This window comes from Leptospira sp. GIMC2001, from assembly GCF_028462125.1.
Taxonomy (GTDB): domain Bacteria; phylum Spirochaetota; class Leptospiria; order Leptospirales; family Leptospiraceae.
On the sequence record NZ_CP115468.1, the window covers coordinates 1,613,533 to 1,629,478 of the forward strand.

Sequence of the window (15,946 nt, forward strand, 5' to 3'; positions counted from 1 at the left end):
TTATGATATAATGATTGATAGAATAATTAAATTTTCGTAGATTTAGATTTTTTTGCCATAAAGAATTTCGTTTGCTCTAAAGCACAATCGATCTAGGGTGTCTTCGAGTTCTTTTGCCTGTTTTGCAAGTGAATCTTCGGACAGATCACTTGTTGGAATTATTGGTTCTCCAACAACAAAGGCTACTCTAGAAAACGGAAGAGGAAAACTCAAATCATCCCAATTCGAACTTACAATCCTTCTTGAGAAACCTACACCAATAGGAACGATGCAGCTGTTAGCTTTTGCTGCCATATAAATAACACCGGGTTTAGCTTCATAAATTGGCCCGCTCGGTCCGTCTGGAGCTATGAGTGCAGGAGTTCCCGTCTGTATCTTTTTTATAAAGTTCATGATTCCCGCAGATTGTTTGCCAAGTGATGCATCTAAGACATCGAAACCTAATGCGCGTAGAGTCTTGAGTCCAATTTCACGAACAAAATGTGTGACACTTTGTTCATACTCTTTGGTTCTAGGATGGTCCGAATAGATACAGAGATTTCTATGATGGAGACAAAATACAGCACCATCTACGAAGGTATGCCAAATTGCAACGATATGATTTTTTCGTAATGTCCGTAAGATCCGAAGATGATCTTCACCTTCTATGATAAACTCCAAAGTAGATTGATAGATACTTAATAAAATTGCAGCAAACGATGAGATTAAGCTTGTGATCGCTCTATACAAAGTTCTTTTAATCGGATTTGCAGGTAACATATAATGAATAGTAACTAATAAATATTAATTGAGATTTTTATTCAAATCTTTTTTGTAAAAGAACAAATAACTTGCAATGGAATAATCATATCTCAAAGATTGTAGTCATTTCCGAATGCAAGGTTATTAGAGGTGAACTATCGTGATCAATATTAATGGGAAATGTAAAAAGCAGTTTATGAAAGTTCAATCTGCTTTTGAAAAGAATTTTCAAGATCACGATGAAATCGGGGCTGCAATTACAGTGTATCATAAAGGCACTAAAGTAGTTGATCTTTGGGCTGGATATAAAGATAAAAATACTTTTTCTCTATGGGAAGAAGATACGATAGTTCCCGTTTTCTCTGTGACTAAAGGTTTGACTTCGCTTTGTTTCTTAATCCTTGCTACCCAAAAGAAAATCAACTATGACGAAAAGGTCGCTTTATATTGGCCTGAGTTTGCAAGCAAAGGTAAGGAAAATATTACGATAAGAGAATTGCTCGAACATCGAGCTGGTCTTCATGTATTAGATTGCAATTTGTTAATAGAAGATTTTTGGAATAATCCGGACAAAGTGTACAACGCCTTGATCAGTCAGAAACCCAAATGGATTCAAACAGATAGACAAGCTTATGGTGCACAGGTTTGGGGGGCATATGCAGCTGAATTATTTAAGCAGATAACAGGAGAGACTGCTGGTAATTTCTTCAATCGTGAAATATCAAAGAAATTGAAATTGAATGTATTTTTGGGTCTACCGTCGGTATATCAAAGTAGAGTTGCGACTGTTTATCCAGTTTCATCGATAGATCGAATCAGGTCCTTGATTCCGCATTTTTTCAATAGAAATGATTCTGAAGGACGAACTGTACGGGCAATATTAACGGGAGATACGAATACTACCCGAGCCTATCTGAATCCTTGGATTGGATTTAGAGGACTTCATGCATTCAACGATCCGGATTTGCAAACGTCTGAATTATTATGGGCGAATGGAATGGCGGATGCAAGAAGTCTCGCTTACTTATACAATATTTTTGTTACGAATGGTAAGAATTTGAAAATCAAGATTGCAACTAAGAAGATACTGGATGAGCTAACATCTCCAAGAGTTTTGAAGTATGATGAAGTGATTCATAAAAATTTAGCCTGGAGCTTAGGTTTCATGAAAGAAGAAACGGGTGTGTTTTCGCCTAATCCAGAATCCTTCGGTCATCCAGGAATGGGGGGTAGTTTAGGATTTGTGGATACAAAAGCTAAAATTTCCATTGGATATGTTTGCAATAAAATGGACTATCGTAATCGTCCCCTTAAAACATTGGCTCTTTGTAAAGCGGTTTATGAATCCATATGAAATTGTCTATATTCTAATAAATGGAATTGACAATAACTAATCGTGGATAAATTGTTATCCGGGAGACATTTGTAAAAAAATAAGATTGCCATTGTTCTTTTTGTATACCTATAATTGTAAACTGAAGTCAGTCGGGAATGGATTTTTGAATCCAAATGCGATAACTGGTGATAAAGCTACGGATGAAATTTGGGATGCTGAGGATTCCTCGGATTTAATTTTACTCTGTCCAATTTTTTATCAGCTGCTTTTACCTGTTATATAAAAGATTTGTAATTTTATGCTTGAATCACAGATTAAATAGAAGCTGGTAATTATATCTTAAATGGTCTCAATTTAAGATATATCATTTTTTGTTCTTAAAAAGTTGATTTTACACAGAAAATGAAATCAATTATCCAAAATTCACACTAAAAATTGTATTATGGACATGCATTTATTTTGAAAAATGCATGTTAAAATGTAGAATAACATTGACAAGATTGTTTATTTATTTAATTTTTATTCTGAGGTAAAAAATGAACGTAAAAGTAAAGATTTGGATGTTGATATTGTTAGTTGGATTTGCTGTAAATTGCAATTTGCCAGGATTTGGTGATCTAAATTCAAATGGTATTTATGGAGAGGATGCTCGTGAAGAAATTTTAGAAGCAGGAGCTAATGCTGATTTGATTTATCTTAGCGCTTCTGGAGCATTAAGCGGAACAGGTGGTGGAACAGTTTTCTTCTTCCAACTGATCAGTGGTGAATTATTGAATGCTACGATTAATATCGATGATTCGAAATACTACACAGTGGAAAGTGTTGAAGATTGCAAGACTCAATTGTATCTTTTTAGCTTAACACTAGATAATTTTTTGACAGCTGCCTTAACTTGTGATCTACAGGAAGTCGGTTTGATTGATCTTTAATTGATTTTGATTTAGATAATCCTCGCTAGGTACTCAAACAAAATTGTGCATCTAGCGGGTCATGAACATTTATTCAGATTTTTTTGTAATAAATTCAGATAGATTTCTTTTTTCAAAAATATCCTTTTTTGTCGCTTTATACAAATCAAAAATTTCTTTCATGTTCTTGGCTAACTTGTTGGATGAATCATAGTCCAAGATATCATAGCCGTCAGGACAGAGAAGATTTACTATTTTGTCTAGGTTTAAGTTATCAGTTGAAATGGCAGGAGCCCATAATCCGTCTTCTGATTGTATGATGATTTCATTGTTCTGATAAATTTCCATTATGCGTTGGTATTCATTTTCTTCCAATCTGCATTTTTCCATGATATCTTTGTCCTGAAGCGGAGAATTGCCATCATGAAAATTTTGATAGATAAGATGGATGATTTGAATTCCATACCAGATTTGACGTTTTTCTAGTTCTTCTGTGGATCGCTTATTATAAGCAAGATACATTAGATCCGGATGCTGCACAAGATATGCGACTTCGCATCCGTATAGAATGATAATTGTTGAAACGTATATTAAAAGCAGAGTTAGAGGAATTGCAGCAAGAGTTCCATAAATCGCAAATTTTCCTTCTGAGAAAAATGAAACATAGAATTGAAATCCAATGATAAATATTACAAGAGCAAGTGATGTACAAAATGCACCCACCATTGCAGCTTTGAATTTTACAAAAGTATAAGGCATAATTCTATAAACAAAAAAGAAAATTAACCATAAAACAAAAAATGGTAAGATGAATTTCCCGAGTGCAGTTACACCTATTCGCCAAAAGGGTGATTTCATCATTATGGAAAAATCTGCAAGATCTGTCGGAGTATTTGCAAGTAGGTGATAGTTTTCCCCCAACACTAAGAATCTATCTTCTTTTTCTAGATATTTAACAGAGAATAAATCTTGTTTGGTTGGTGAGACAGCCTTTTTCCAGATAACTCCACCATCAAAAGTATAACGTATATTACCTGTATCTCCCACCATGATTCCATTTTTTTCGTCCTTGAAATGAATACCAAAGAAATCAATTTTTTTGAATCCAATATTTTTCTTAAACCAAGTTCGTCCCAGATCTTTAGATGTGAGAATTGCACCGGCATCTCCACAAATAAAAATCGAATCTCCAATGATGTCGATATCATTCAAACTTTCTTTTTCGAATGTGTTTATTTTTGTTAGAGGTTCGTATAGTTTCCAGGTTTTGCCGAAGTCTTTAGTTATAAGTGATGTGAAGTTTTCTCCTACCACTAAATATTCACCTGGTTTGATTTCAGCAATATCGTTTAAATCTTCTTTGAGATCTTTCATGAGTCTAGGACTCCAATTTTCTCCAGCATCACTAGTCTGAAGAATTAATCCATTTTTCCCAATAATCACTCCATCTTTATCATTGAACATTTTGATTCTTTTAAAACTAGCTTTTAGCACCAAATTCAATTGCTTTCGTTGGAACTTTCTCGCCATCCAGAATTTTCCATTGTCACGAGAATAGATCATTGTTCCGTTATCTGTGATGATATATAGATTTTTATCAACGATCGACATGTCGGTAAATGAACTAGTACGTAGATCTTGCTTAGATGCTTTCGTAATTTTGTGAAGAATGTTCTGAAGTTGGTTCTCATTCAAAACAGTATTTTGGTCTATATCAAAAACGATGGGTGGTTTTTGAAAGTCATAATCTATTTTATCCAGAATATTCGAATATACCCAATTGTTGTTTTTATCTTTTTTGAGATAAACATGTTTCTCACCAACAATAAATTCTTTTTCAGAATCCATTCTTAGATTTAATAGAGTAGGCGCAGAAAATTCACTAAGCAGAGATTGACCTGTAGACAATCCGATCGCCAAAAGCAAGGGTCCAAAAACTACAACCATTACGAATTCTGCTACTTTTTGAATAAATGGTCTTTTCTTTTTTACATGCCAGATTTTATTCATGGCATCTTCTAGATTTCTAAGAACTGATGTGGTAGAGAATAAAACAAAAAGAAAACCAATACCGGTAAGAGCTGCAGTATTATTCAATAATTCATATATTACATTAAAATATGTGCTAACATCCATAGGGATGCCATTCTTTCTTATGTATTCTTTGGCTAGCTCTTCATAATCTTTTATATTTATAAAATTTGCAGCGATTAATAGTCCAACGATTAAGGTTGGAATAAAACTTACAATAATTGCATAGCTTATAGATGCTGCACGAATGAGATCTTCATCTTTTGTGAAACGATCAGTAGCTGAAAAAAAAAGTCTAATAATACTTTTTCCTAAGGATTTTTTGGAATTATTTGGATCTTTCTCCCAAATGTTCGTCCATAGCTTCATTAATTTTTCTTTCATATTGTGTCTAAAATAAAAAAAGCAAGGCTCCTAAATCGTCAATGCAATTTAGTGCCTTGCCTGGAAGAAAATCTAAGAGAGGTAATTTTAAATATTCAGAACTACGATAGCTTGCTTTTTGATAGCGGAAGAAACATTTAATTTACTGATCAAATTTTTCAGTTCATCCATGTTGGAAGATTGTCCAATTCGAACTAGATAAAGGTTTTTCTTTTTAGTTACAAAGGCTTTCTGACCCAATTTCTTATTGTCTGCGGCAACCTTAACTTTATAATTATCTGCCATAGATTTTTGTGAGAATGCTGCAAGTTGAATTGTATACTTCCCAGATTTGGTATCAGTTTTTGAGCTCACAATTTTAGAAGTCTTGGAATGCGGGACAACTGTTCTGGAATTTTTGTGAAGAATTTCTTGGCGCTCAACATTTTCAGCTGGAATATTTTTTTGAAGGTCAATCACTTCAGCTTTTTCCGGATTCATCTCACTCGCAACCATTGGGTCTGGTGAATTTCCTCTATTGGCCAATTGGATAGGTTCTTGAGTTGTGTCCTGAGATACAGAAGATTCTTTGGATTCTTGATTTTTTTCTGTTTCTATTGAATTCGCTTCAGAAGATACAACTTGTTCGGCTTTCAATTCTTTGTTGGAATTAGATTGAGTCATAGCATTTCCTTTTCCAACGGATACGCCGAGAAAAAAGAATGAGAAGAGTAGGCCTAGTAGAAAGACCGACAGCATACTAATTCGTTTATTGTCTAAGTTGATTACGTAAAATATTTTCTCTCTCATTTCTTGTGTACTCTCTTTTCTAATCCTTTGTATATGTCTAGAACAGCTTTTTCTATTCCCTCATAGGTATTATCGTTGATTATTACGAAATCCGATAGAGACTTTTTTTTCTCGATATCCATCTGAGATTTCCATCTCAATTCAAAATCTGACATTGGCATTCCGCCGCGTCCTTCTACTCTTTTCCATGCTTCCTCTTTGCTTAGGTAAACACAAAGGCTTGCGTCGCAGATTGTGTGTGCATCGGTTTCAAATAGTAAAGGAACTTCCCACGCAACGATAGAATGATCTGGCATTGCATTCAGTTCCAAATTGAAGTCCCGTCGTATGAGTGGGTGAAGAAGTTTTTCTAATCTGGTTTTTCTTGATGGATCATTGAATGTCAATTTTGCAATCAATGAACGGTTAGCATCACTACCTTCTGGAAAACTTTCTTCTCCAAATATATCTATGATAGATTCGCGAACTGGTGAACCGATGCTTGTGTATTTGCGAGCAATATCGTCAGAGCTGATTCGTTTGGCTCCGAGTTTTTCAAATGCTTTGGATACAGTAGTCTTACCTGTTCCGACTCCACCCGTAATTCCGAGCAAAAGTATATTTGGATTTCCTAAAGCCATTAAGAGGACAATAATTTAAGTACCAATAAAGTACAAGATTTTTTTGGAAAAAAATAAATAATGTCTAAAGTTTTTTGAATTTTAGTGAAAACAAAAACGGATAAAAAATCGTAGCTGTCAATCCAGAAAGACCAGCATAGAGAATTTCTTCTAATGGGATTCCTAGAAGGAAAATATTCATGAATTTTTCTGTATGCCATACCAAAACAAAAATCTTTGGATAAATCATATCGATGAGTATGCAGATAGATGAATATATTGTAGTTGTTATCCATAAACCATGAATTGCCGGAAGCAGTAGATCTTTTCGAATAGTAATGATCCAAATGCTTATTACTGCCATGATTGCAAGAGTCGAGTAAATTATCGGAATTTCAAAAAAGACTGAAAAATAAACTGCAATCAAAATTGAAGTTCCCAAAATACTAAATCTCAATAGACCCAATGAACGAATGGATCTATTGCTAGCCTGATGGTTCTTGGTATAAGTCATATTGAATGCGAAAGGGTAAGCAGTTGAAGTACAAGCTGCGAGTCCAATTACAAAAATTATATCTTCTATTCCGAAACCGATCTTATGAATGAGATCGAAAAGAAATTCCGGTTCCCAATAACTTGGATAGAAATATCTTTCTGTTAGAGCGAAAGGAGTGGAGATGAAGGACATCCTATAAATTGGTTTTCTAAGATCTTTTCGGAAATAGAAAATCACCAATCCTGGAATTAATAAAATGATAGATAGAGTGAGGAAATTGTAACTCATATCATAAAACGAAAATGGAATGCGAGTCCCGCCGTGATACCAATAGTGCAAAGCAGATTCAAAAATACAAAAATGCTCAACTCAATATTGCCCGGTTCTGATTGAATAAAAAATAAAGATGTGAGAATCGCAATTATTGGAATGATTATCCAAAGAAGATTCAAATTCCAATTAGGCAAATAAAGGTAACAGAAAATCCAAAAACTGATGGTTAACAAATTCAATAAAATAATGATAAACTTTGCATTTTTCAATCCATAAATAACAGCTATAGTTTTTTTATGGGATATGAAATCGGAATTTCTATCGGGAAGTGAGGTTGCAATCGCACAAGCCAAATGCGTAGGAACCAAAATGAGCAAAATCAAATACGGAAAATTGAATAGGTTCTGAGATTGAGAATAGAACCCGAAAACTGGTAGGATTGTGCTGACACCCAGAGTTTGCAAAAACTCACCCCCACCTCTATAAGAAAATTTACCAGGTGGATAAGAATATAGAAACAAAAGCAAAACAGATGAAAAAATGAAAATATACGAATATTTTAAATGAAAAAAAGAATGTAATAGAATCCCTATTGCAAAACAAAGCGCAACCATTATCGCCGTTGCTTTCATTAAGACTGGTCTTGTTAAATTGCCATCAACAAGAACTCTTGATCCACCAGAAAAAATCGTATAGTCTTGATTTAGTTTATCGGTCTCATAATCTGCACAATCATTGCCATACACAATAAATAATTGAATGAATATCCCATACATCGTCATAAGAATAAAAATTTCTTGATTCCAATTACCTGACAGTGAATATGCTAAGGACTGTCCCAGAAAAATAGGAAAAAATATATATGATTGGGATGGAAGTCTGGATGCTTTGATCCAAATGGAAATAGTTTTTAAGAAATTGCTCATGAAATAAATAATTTATAACTTACACTAAATATAATTTTAAAACGTCAAGATTCTGATCTTGATTTGAATCTAAATACTATGTAACTGCAAGTCGAGTAGAAAATCGATTGCAAAAATAGAAATCCAAGGTCATATTTGAGATCAATGAAAGTATTATTTGCATTTAGAATTTTTCTAAAGGAAGATATCGTTAGAGATGTTGGAAGTATATCAAAAGCATAGAATTCTTGATTCGGCAAAATTGAAACTTTGAAAATGATGTTCGGTTTTGGAAAAACGATTCCAGAAAAAAGTAATAGCAAAAACATCACCATACTTGCAATAAGAAATGCTCGGTTTATTGAGTTCGAAATGGCTCCGAGGATGATCCCAATTGCGATCATGCAAATCATATTCAAGCTTGCGAATATTAAAAAAGAATTATCCTGCCAGATTTTATCAAAGCCAACCATATATGCTACAAGTAAACTAAGTAAAAAAGCAATCCAGGCAATTGAAAATTGAACTAAACCAAATCCAAAAGCAATTTGGGACTCGGAGATTCCTGTCATTTGAATTCGCAGAAGTGTTCCGTTAACTTTTTCGGAAGTAATTGCTATTGCGGAAGAGAAAACGATCATAATCATTGAGAAAACCAAAAGTCCAGGAATGAAATTCTCAAAGCTGCTGTTATTTACAGTATTGGCATCGCTTGATTCGGATGTAAAGATAAGCCAATAGAATAGAATAAAAAAAGGAGTAGTGAGTAAAGTTAGCGCAAGATTCATTTTATCTGAACTAGCTTGCCTAAAAAAAAGGTAAAGTATTGAATTGAATTGTTTCATTATTATCCCGACTCAATAATCCGCTTGATCTTCTTTGACAAAAGAATAAAAAACATCCTCAAGAGATACGGGCCTTACCGTGTAAGGAATCTCTCCATTTGAAATGTTTTCCAATTTGAATATATCAGAATGAATCAGAGAATCTAGATCCTCATAATAAAATACATGCTTATCATTGTATGAACTGCTTGATTGATTTTTATATTTAGAAAATGCATCCGATAGATGATTTAGTTCGGGTAAGTTTGGAATTTCAAGAACAAATCGTCCACCTAAACTTGCTTTTAGTTCATTGGCTTTACCGAATTTTAATAATTTGCCCTGATTCATAATAGCTACTTTTGTTGAGAAAACGTCTGCTTCTGTTAATTCATGAGTTGAGACAATGATAGTTACCATTTTTTCGGTGTGCAACTTGTTCAGAAAATCTCTTAGAAATCTGCGACTATATGGATCGAGTCCAGCCGAAGGCTCGTCCAAAATCAATATACTGGGTGAATGAACTATGGATAGAGCTATGCTCAATCTTTTTTGCATTCCATGGGAAAGTGTGATGGCTTTTGACATTAATTTATTTCCAAGACCCAGATCTGACAGAATTGATTTACAATGAGCTTCTATGTCTGTCACTTGAACTGAATACATTTTAGCCATAATCATTACTTGTTCTAAGCAATTGAGATTTGGCCAAAAGACATTTTGTTGAGGGCAATATCCAATTATTTGCCATATAGATTTTGCCTGATCATTCGCAGATGTTCTTACTGATCCTGAATTGGGTTTAGAAATTCCGGCAATTATTTTGATTAGGCTGGTTTTTCCCGCACCATTAGGACCGATAAGACTTAAAATCTCTCCTTTTTCTAAACTAAATGATATATTATTTAGTGCAATTGTAGAATGATACTGTTTGCAAAGGGATTCAACTTCTAGGATAGGAGATTTCATTCGTTTTTTCTATAGGTAAAATTTAACCTTAGAGCCAAAATTATACTATATGAAATAAGAATCTAAATCCATATTGAATAATGAAAGAAGTTTATTGCTTTAATAAACAAGATTCAAGATTAAAATGATTGATTATCGAAACTGGATTTTTGCATTTAAATTAAATAGTTGGCCTAAGTTATTGATTCCATTCTTACTCGGACAAGCTTTAGCTTACGAATCAAATGAGAACTATTGGAAATTTTTTATAATAGGTCTAGGAATTACAATCTTTCTAACTATCTACATCGTTCTTCTGAATGATTATGCAGATATGCGTGTTGATGGAATTAAGCGATCCATGTTTCCAGAATACAATTCTCTAAAAACCATTCCAGATAAAATTTTGAAGCCAAGTCATGTTTTAAACGTTGGAGTTGTTGCTGGAATAATTGTTTTAAGTCTATCTCTAATATGCTTCTACATAAATCATAATTTTTGGATCCCAATTCTCGGATATCTTTGCTTGAGTATTTTTTTTATATATTCTTTTCCGCCAATTGAGCTAAATTATAGGGGAGGGGGTGAGCTATTAGAAATGTTTGGAGTAGGTGCTTTCCTTCCTCTCTTTCAAATGGCTATTCAATCTTATTATAAAATTTCTGAGATCTCAATTGTTGCGATAGTAAGTTTTTTGATGTTTAGTGGATCAAGTGCTATAGCAAGTGGACTCAGCGATGAACAATCAGATATAGCTGGTGGCAAGAATACGGTCGTTACATATTTCGGAAATAGAAAAAGCAAGATTTTGATTCGGATATTGCAGATACTTGGAATAGGTTTTTTATTCCCTCTCTATTTTTATCTTCAAAATCTTTGGTGGATTGTGCTCCTAATTCAAGTTCATATGATCTATCGTTTATGGAAAACGATTCGTTTGGAAAATTTGGCAAATACAAACGAATTCAAGAATTTGAATATATTCAAAAACCACCTACATCTATCAATTTGGATTTCGTTTGGAGTCTTCTCCATCATGATTATGATCAGCCGAGCTATTTTATGAATCCTACTTCTGCAGAGATTTTAAAGATCGCAGGATCAATTGATGAAACTTTTGACTCAAAAGTAAAAAATCGATTCTCTTTGAATCCCGATATGATTACAGCAAATTCATTTTATTGTATTTTTGATAATTTGATACAGGATAAAACCGATCTCGACTTGCTTATAATTTTTGCAGAAAAATTTGCTACGATTATTGATTCTATTCTAATCAATTTTCCAAAAAGTATATTTTGGGATTTTGACTATTTTTGTAAAAGTTTAATGAGCGAAAAGCAATCGATTGAGGACTGGAAGTCAGAATTCGATCAAAGATTAGAATTGATTCTTTCAATCAATGAGAGGTTTGGTTGTAAGTCTTCAATTCGATTTCAATACTATCATGATTTCTTATATGGATTTGATTGGTTTAAATGGATGAATTTAGAAAATCGAGAATCATCTAAAGCAGATCCATTTGGAATCGAATTTCTCAGTTATATAAACAATCGAGGAAAAGAAATGGAAGTTCTCATTGAGAAGAATAGCGAAGAGTATGGTCAAATCGAAGATCATAGTTTTCGCAATCCTTTCTACTTTACAAGAACCGACAACGATGAAATGTTACTTATGCGAAATCTTGCATCTAACGACGAATTGCCGCTACAAACTTGGAAGTTATATCCGAACTTAGAATGCAAAAAAGATTATTCAGAAATCCGAAATAAACGAGCTTTTGAACTGAATATATCAGCTAACAAAGATAAGAGCGCACACAAAATTTAGTTCGAAAATTTATCTACCTCTTCGTCCTCCAGGATTTCCTGCACCAGAACCTGGGTTGCCATAGCCGCCACCAGGATTCCCGAATCCACCGCCTGGGTTTCCATAATTGGTGCCAGGATTTCCAGTGCCAGAACCAGGATTGCCATAACCGCCACCAGGATTTCCGTAACCACTGCTTGAGTTACCGTAATTGGTTCCAGGATTTCCCGTACCGGAACCTGGATTGCCATAGCCACCTCCAGGTTTACCCAATCCACCTCTAGCATTTCCATAATTCGTACCGGGAGTTCCTGTTCCACTTCCGGGTGTTCCAAGATATCCGCCTTCATTCGCGACAAGGTTTGAAACAAATATTCCCATAAATGCGCAGATCATTAAATTGAATTTCATAATTACCTCAAGTAGCGATCAGAATGTTTTATTTCTGTTAGACTTTTTGTAGAACTGTAAATTAGCTACAAATCTATTTTTAATTTAATATTCTTCACTAGATATTAAAATACGTAACTTTTTGATTTAAGCAACGAATCTAATATATAATACATTAGGATACCATTCATAAAATGAAAAGAAAACTTCTATCACCGTTGTTTATATGTCTATTGATTTCTTGTTTATTTACTTCAAGCAATGATTCAGCTGATGTTAACGATTCAATGAAGAAAGAAAAATTAGAATCATTGAGCAAGCGACTTCAATCTGGAAGCCTCAAAACTGCTTACTTCGCAAGTGGATGCTTCTGGTGCGTTGAAGCAATTTATGAATCGATACGAGGTGTAGAAGAGGTCATCTCAGGTTATTCCGGAGGAGAGGAAAAAAATCCAGGATACAACCAAGTTTCGATGGGAATCACGAGCCACGCTGAGGCAGTAGAAGTAATTTATGATCCGAAGATTGTAAGTTTTGAAATTTTGATCCGCGCATACTATGCATCTCAGAATCCGACCACTGTGAACGGTCAACATCCTGATTTTGGAAGCCAGTATCGTTCTATAATTTTCTATCAATCACCTCAAGAAAAAAAGATGATAGAGGACTATATCTCCAAGCTAAATAAATCTCAAGAATATGATCTACCTATTGCTACTGAAGTTTTACCGTACAAAAAGTTCTGGAAGGCTGAAGAATATCATCAGGATTTTGAAAAAAGGAATCCCTCGCATCCTTATGTGAAAGGTGTTTCGATTCCTAGACTACGAAAATTCCAAGCAAAATTTAAAGAATATTTGAAGTGATTTGCTGATTTTCAACAATTCGTCCTTAGCAAAATGATTGTAAATTCTTGCTCGCATGCAAATTTGCCAAGAGAACATGAAGCAAGCAGAAGAAATCATCACAATCAGCAATTTATATAAGACTTATGAATCTGGATTCAGCGCTCTTAAGAATATAAATCTATCCATCTTCGAGGGAGAAATCATTGCTCTCCTTGGTCCAAATGGAGCAGGCAAAACTACTTTAATTTCTGTAATCTGCGGTATTGTTAAATCGACGAAAGGTTCAATAAAAGTAGCTAATAAAGACATCGTAGATGATTTTCGGATTACAAGAACATTGATTGGTTTGGTTCCGCAAGAATTAACAACAGATTCTTTTGAGACTGTTTGGTCGACGATCAAGTTGAGTCGGGGACTTTTTGGTAAGGCACCTGATTCTGCTTATCTTGAAAAAGTATTACGATCACTTTCTTTATGGGATAAGAAAGATCAGAAAATTCTTACTCTATCTGGTGGAATGAAAAGGCGAGTGTTAATTGCAAAGGCTCTTTCTCACGAACCGAGAATTTTGTTTTTAGATGAGCCAACTGCAGGCGTTGATGTGGAATTGAGAAAAGATATGTGGAATATTGTCCGTGACCTCAAAGCATCCGGTGTCACGATCATTTTAACAACGCATTATATTGAAGAGGCTGAAGAAGTAGCAGATCGAATTGGTGTTATGAATAAAGGTGAGTTGATACTGGTCGAAGACAAGAAAGATCTAATGAGTAAGCTTGGCCGCAAACAATTGATTCTAGATCTTAACACTCATCTTAAAGAGATTCCGAATTCACTTTCGAAATATTCAATAGAGCTTATCAATGACGGAAGCCAACTTGTATACACTTATGATACACAAAGTAGGCAGAATGGAATCACGAGTCTTCTTGATGGACTTAGTAAAGAAAATATTTCATTCAAAGATATCAATACAATCCAAAGTTCTTTAGAAGAAATTTTTGTTGAACTAGTGAAGGAACCAAAATGAATTTATATGCAATCAAATCAATTTACATATTTGAAATGGCTCGAACATTTAGAACGCTATTTCAAAGTATAGCATCTCCAGTAATATCTACGTCATTGTATTTCGTGGTTTTCGGATCGGCAATCGGATCGAGAATTCCAGAGGTTGGGGAAGTTTCATACGGAGCCTTTATCGTTCCGGGTTTAATTATGCTCTCTATTCTCACGGAGAGTATTTCTAATGCTTCATTTGGAATCTATTTTCCTAAGTTTACAGGAACGATTTTCGAGATTCTATCAGCTCCTGTTTCTATGATAGAAATTTTGATTGGATATGTCGGAGCAGCCGCAACCAAATCTGTAATGCTTGGACTGATCATGCTCGCTACAGCAAGTCTTTTTGTTCCTCTTCAGATCAAGCATCCATTTATGATGGTGTTTTTTCTTATTTTGACTGCAGTTTCCTTTAGTTTATTTGGGTTTATTATTGGAATTTGGGCGGACAGTTTTGAGAAGCTTCAAGTGATTCCTATGTTGATCATTACTCCTTTGGTATTTCTGGGAGGTAGCTTCTATTCTATCGATATGCTTCCACCTGTTTGGCAAACCATAAGCCGTTTCAATCCAGTTCTCTATCTAGTGAGTGGATTCCGTTGGAGTTTTTATGAGATAGCGGACGTTAGCGTAGATCAAAGTATATTTATGATAAGCATTTTTCTTATGATTTGCTTTGTGATTGTATGGGCAATATTCAAGACCGGTTATAAAATTAGAAAATAGTTTCTCTCAATTTGGAATCAGAATTCACTTCATTAAGTTATTTTCTGGATGCTTTTGCAAGAAGTGTCTCTGATCTAAATCGGTTGACTTGAGGGTTTAGTCTTAGATTTTAGTTGTATGCGTTATCTTGAAACATCTCAGATCATCCCATCCAAAGGCATGTCTTATACTTTTTATGAAGTTGAAGGCGAGGATAAAATTTTACGAATGCTTACGACCATTCCTGATATGGATGAGATCCATATCTACCCTAAGCCTCCTGTTAAGAAAATGTATAAACCTGAATTGTGTAAAGTGATAGAAGCAAACGAGTTCTTAGGTTTATGGGCAATGGGAGAAGAGAGAAAAGCGAAATAATAGAAAGTTTATTTCTGCGACTTTTGGAGATTGCTGGGAGGTTTGATTGCTTGCTGCGGTATGCAAGAAAGTGGATGGCCCCGGACAGAGTCGAACTGCCGACACGAGGATTTTCAGTCCTCTGCTCTACCGACTGAGCTACAGGGCCCTTCCAAAGTCAGTATTTTCTTACAGGGTTGCTTGTCAAATATCTAAACGAAAAATTCTCTAGATCAGTTAAAGAATTTATATTATAAAGAATTATGGGATCCATCGCAAAAGGGTGGGTTCTTGGTTTGCTTGCATCCGCAAAAAGCAACCTCACCTGAAGAATCACAAACATATTTTAAAGGCTTCATGCCTGTTTCATTTTTTGCATGTGCCCCATCGCAAAATGGTTGAGATGATGAGTAGCCACAACTACACCACATTTTTTTGGAACCTTCTTCCATCGAAAGAACATAGGGTGATTTCTGAGCTGGTATAGGTGCTTCTGCCATGATAAACCTCTTATTGGATTGAATTTTATTGAATCAAAATC

At 34.6% G+C, this 15,946-nt stretch carries 18 protein-coding genes and 1 tRNA gene; 8 read left to right on the top strand and 11 right to left on the bottom strand.

Going from position 1 to position 15,946, the window contains the following annotated elements; translation table 11 throughout:
• Positions 1-42 precede the first annotated feature (42 nt).
• Positions 43-759: a lysophospholipid acyltransferase family protein gene (locus O4O04_RS08815; RefSeq protein WP_272535497.1), complete on the bottom strand. Its 717-nt coding sequence runs from the start codon at positions 757-759 to the stop codon at positions 43-45.
• A gap of 178 nt (positions 760-937) precedes the next feature.
• Here O4O04_RS08815 and O4O04_RS08820 point away from each other — a divergent pair, with 178 nt between their 5' ends.
• Both O4O04_RS08820 and O4O04_RS08825 read left to right on the top strand, forming a co-directional pair.
• On the top strand, positions 938-2,095 hold the full coding sequence (locus O4O04_RS08820; protein WP_272535499.1) for a serine hydrolase domain-containing protein: 1,158 nt from the start codon (positions 938-940) through the stop codon (positions 2,093-2,095).
• A gap of 518 nt (positions 2,096-2,613) precedes the next feature.
• Positions 2,614-3,006: a TIGR04452 family lipoprotein gene (locus O4O04_RS08825; RefSeq protein WP_272535500.1), complete on the top strand. Its 393-nt coding sequence runs from the start codon at positions 2,614-2,616 to the stop codon at positions 3,004-3,006.
• Between the two features lie 69 nt (positions 3,007-3,075).
• Here O4O04_RS08825 and O4O04_RS08830 read toward each other — a convergent pair whose 3' ends face one another.
• From O4O04_RS08830 to O4O04_RS08860, 7 genes are all read right to left on the bottom strand, one after another.
• Positions 3,076-5,400: a YhjD/YihY/BrkB family envelope integrity protein gene (locus tag O4O04_RS08830; protein WP_272535501.1), complete on the bottom strand. Its 2,325-nt coding sequence runs from the start codon at positions 5,398-5,400 to the stop codon at positions 3,076-3,078.
• 87 nt (positions 5,401-5,487) lie between these two features.
• A complete protein-coding gene (locus O4O04_RS08835) occupies positions 5,488-6,063 on the bottom strand; it encodes an SPOR domain-containing protein (RefSeq protein WP_272535502.1) in 576 nt (191 codons plus the stop codon).
• Positions 6,064-6,185: 122 nt separating this feature from the next.
• Positions 6,186-6,782, bottom strand: coding sequence for a dephospho-CoA kinase (gene coaE, locus O4O04_RS08840; RefSeq protein ID WP_272535504.1), 597 nt, complete (start codon positions 6,780-6,782; stop codon positions 6,186-6,188).
• Positions 6,783-6,873: 91 nt separating this feature from the next.
• Positions 6,874-7,572, bottom strand: a complete 699-nt coding sequence (locus O4O04_RS08845; protein WP_272535505.1) for a lycopene cyclase domain-containing protein — start codon at positions 7,570-7,572, stop codon at positions 6,874-6,876.
• Positions 7,569-8,483: a prenyltransferase gene (locus O4O04_RS08850; protein ID WP_272535506.1), complete on the bottom strand. Its 915-nt coding sequence runs from the start codon at positions 8,481-8,483 to the stop codon at positions 7,569-7,571. The genes O4O04_RS08845 and O4O04_RS08850 overlap by 4 nt, the downstream gene beginning before the upstream one ends.
• A gap of 44 nt (positions 8,484-8,527) precedes the next feature.
• Positions 8,528-9,307: an ABC transporter permease gene (locus O4O04_RS08855; protein ID WP_272535508.1), complete on the bottom strand. Its 780-nt coding sequence runs from the start codon at positions 9,305-9,307 to the stop codon at positions 8,528-8,530.
• A 12-nt stretch (positions 9,308-9,319) separates the two neighbouring features.
• Positions 9,320-10,255, bottom strand: coding sequence for an ABC transporter ATP-binding protein (locus tag O4O04_RS08860; protein WP_272535509.1), 936 nt, complete (start codon positions 10,253-10,255; stop codon positions 9,320-9,322).
• 124 nt (positions 10,256-10,379) lie between these two features.
• Here O4O04_RS08860 and O4O04_RS08865 point away from each other — a divergent pair, with 124 nt between their 5' ends.
• Both O4O04_RS08865 and O4O04_RS08870 read left to right on the top strand, forming a co-directional pair.
• On the top strand, positions 10,380-11,300 hold the full coding sequence (locus tag O4O04_RS08865; RefSeq protein ID WP_272535510.1) for a prenyltransferase: 921 nt from the start codon (positions 10,380-10,382) through the stop codon (positions 11,298-11,300).
• Complete coding sequence (locus O4O04_RS08870) at positions 11,297-12,064, top strand: hypothetical protein (protein ID WP_272535511.1); 768 nt, start codon at positions 11,297-11,299, stop codon at positions 12,062-12,064. The genes O4O04_RS08865 and O4O04_RS08870 overlap by 4 nt, the downstream gene beginning before the upstream one ends.
• 9 nt (positions 12,065-12,073) lie before the next feature.
• Here O4O04_RS08870 and O4O04_RS08875 read toward each other — a convergent pair whose 3' ends face one another.
• Positions 12,074-12,454 carry a hypothetical protein gene (locus O4O04_RS08875; RefSeq protein ID WP_272535512.1) on the bottom strand — a complete coding sequence of 127 codons (381 nt, stop codon included), beginning with the start codon at positions 12,452-12,454 and terminating at the stop codon, positions 12,074-12,076.
• A 173-nt stretch (positions 12,455-12,627) separates the two neighbouring features.
• Between O4O04_RS08875 and msrA the strand changes: the two genes are divergently transcribed.
• From msrA to O4O04_RS08895, 4 genes are all read left to right on the top strand, one after another.
• Positions 12,628-13,299, top strand: a complete 672-nt coding sequence (msrA, locus tag O4O04_RS08880) for a peptide-methionine (S)-S-oxide reductase MsrA (RefSeq protein WP_272535513.1) — start codon at positions 12,628-12,630, stop codon at positions 13,297-13,299.
• Positions 13,300-13,375: 76 nt separating this feature from the next.
• Positions 13,376-14,311: an ABC transporter ATP-binding protein gene (locus O4O04_RS08885; protein WP_272535514.1), complete on the top strand. Its 936-nt coding sequence runs from the start codon at positions 13,376-13,378 to the stop codon at positions 14,309-14,311.
• On the top strand, positions 14,308-15,069 hold the full coding sequence (locus O4O04_RS08890) for an ABC transporter permease (RefSeq protein ID WP_272535515.1): 762 nt from the start codon (positions 14,308-14,310) through the stop codon (positions 15,067-15,069). Before O4O04_RS08885 ends, O4O04_RS08890 begins: the two co-directional genes overlap by 4 nt.
• Before the next feature lie 117 nt (positions 15,070-15,186).
• A complete protein-coding gene (locus tag O4O04_RS08895) occupies positions 15,187-15,426 on the top strand; it encodes a hypothetical protein (RefSeq protein ID WP_272535516.1) in 240 nt (79 codons plus the stop codon).
• Between the two features lie 75 nt (positions 15,427-15,501).
• Here the strand turns inward: O4O04_RS08895 and O4O04_RS08900 are convergent.
• Positions 15,502-15,574 (bottom strand) — tRNA-Phe (locus O4O04_RS08900).
• An 82-nt stretch (positions 15,575-15,656) separates the two neighbouring features.
• Complete coding sequence (locus tag O4O04_RS08905; protein WP_272535517.1) at positions 15,657-15,905, bottom strand: CDGSH iron-sulfur domain-containing protein; 249 nt, start codon at positions 15,903-15,905, stop codon at positions 15,657-15,659.
• Between the last annotated feature and the right edge of the window lie 41 nt (positions 15,906-15,946).

What these genes read in the sequence shown, in the direction of transcription:
- O4O04_RS08815 (WP_272535497.1), bottom strand. Translation starts at nt 759, where the DNA reads ATGTTACCTGCAAATCCGATTAAAAGAACTTTGTATAGAGCGATCACA.
- O4O04_RS08820 (WP_272535499.1), top strand. Translation starts at nt 938, where the DNA reads ATGAAAGTTCAATCTGCTTTTGAAAAGAATTTTCAAGATCACGATGAA.
- O4O04_RS08825 (WP_272535500.1), top strand. Translation starts at nt 2,614, where the DNA reads ATGAACGTAAAAGTAAAGATTTGGATGTTGATATTGTTAGTTGGATTT.
- O4O04_RS08830 (WP_272535501.1), bottom strand. Translation starts at nt 5,400, where the DNA reads ATGAAAGAAAAATTAATGAAGCTATGGACGAACATTTGGGAGAAAGAT.
- O4O04_RS08835 (WP_272535502.1), bottom strand. Translation starts at nt 6,063, where the DNA reads ATGACTCAATCTAATTCCAACAAAGAATTGAAAGCCGAACAAGTTGTA.
- O4O04_RS08845 (WP_272535505.1), bottom strand. Translation starts at nt 7,572, where the DNA reads ATGAGTTACAATTTCCTCACTCTATCTATCATTTTATTAATTCCAGGA.
- O4O04_RS08850 (WP_272535506.1), bottom strand. Translation starts at nt 8,483, where the DNA reads ATGAGCAATTTCTTAAAAACTATTTCCATTTGGATCAAAGCATCCAGA.
- O4O04_RS08855 (WP_272535508.1), bottom strand. Translation starts at nt 9,307, where the DNA reads ATGAAACAATTCAATTCAATACTTTACCTTTTTTTTAGGCAAGCTAGT.
- O4O04_RS08860 (WP_272535509.1), bottom strand. Translation starts at nt 10,255, where the DNA reads ATGAAATCTCCTATCCTAGAAGTTGAATCCCTTTGCAAACAGTATCAT.
- O4O04_RS08865 (WP_272535510.1), top strand. Translation starts at nt 10,380, where the DNA reads ATGATTGATTATCGAAACTGGATTTTTGCATTTAAATTAAATAGTTGG.
- O4O04_RS08870 (WP_272535511.1), top strand. Translation starts at nt 11,297, where the DNA reads ATGAATCCTACTTCTGCAGAGATTTTAAAGATCGCAGGATCAATTGAT.
- O4O04_RS08875 (WP_272535512.1), bottom strand. Translation starts at nt 12,454, where the DNA reads ATGAAATTCAATTTAATGATCTGCGCATTTATGGGAATATTTGTTTCA.
- msrA (WP_272535513.1), top strand. Translation starts at nt 12,628, where the DNA reads ATGAAAAGAAAACTTCTATCACCGTTGTTTATATGTCTATTGATTTCT.
- O4O04_RS08885 (WP_272535514.1), top strand. Translation starts at nt 13,376, where the DNA reads ATGAAGCAAGCAGAAGAAATCATCACAATCAGCAATTTATATAAGACT.
- O4O04_RS08890 (WP_272535515.1), top strand. Translation starts at nt 14,308, where the DNA reads ATGAATTTATATGCAATCAAATCAATTTACATATTTGAAATGGCTCGA.
- O4O04_RS08895 (WP_272535516.1), top strand. Translation starts at nt 15,187, where the DNA reads ATGCGTTATCTTGAAACATCTCAGATCATCCCATCCAAAGGCATGTCT.
- O4O04_RS08905 (WP_272535517.1), bottom strand. Translation starts at nt 15,905, where the DNA reads ATGGCAGAAGCACCTATACCAGCTCAGAAATCACCCTATGTTCTTTCG.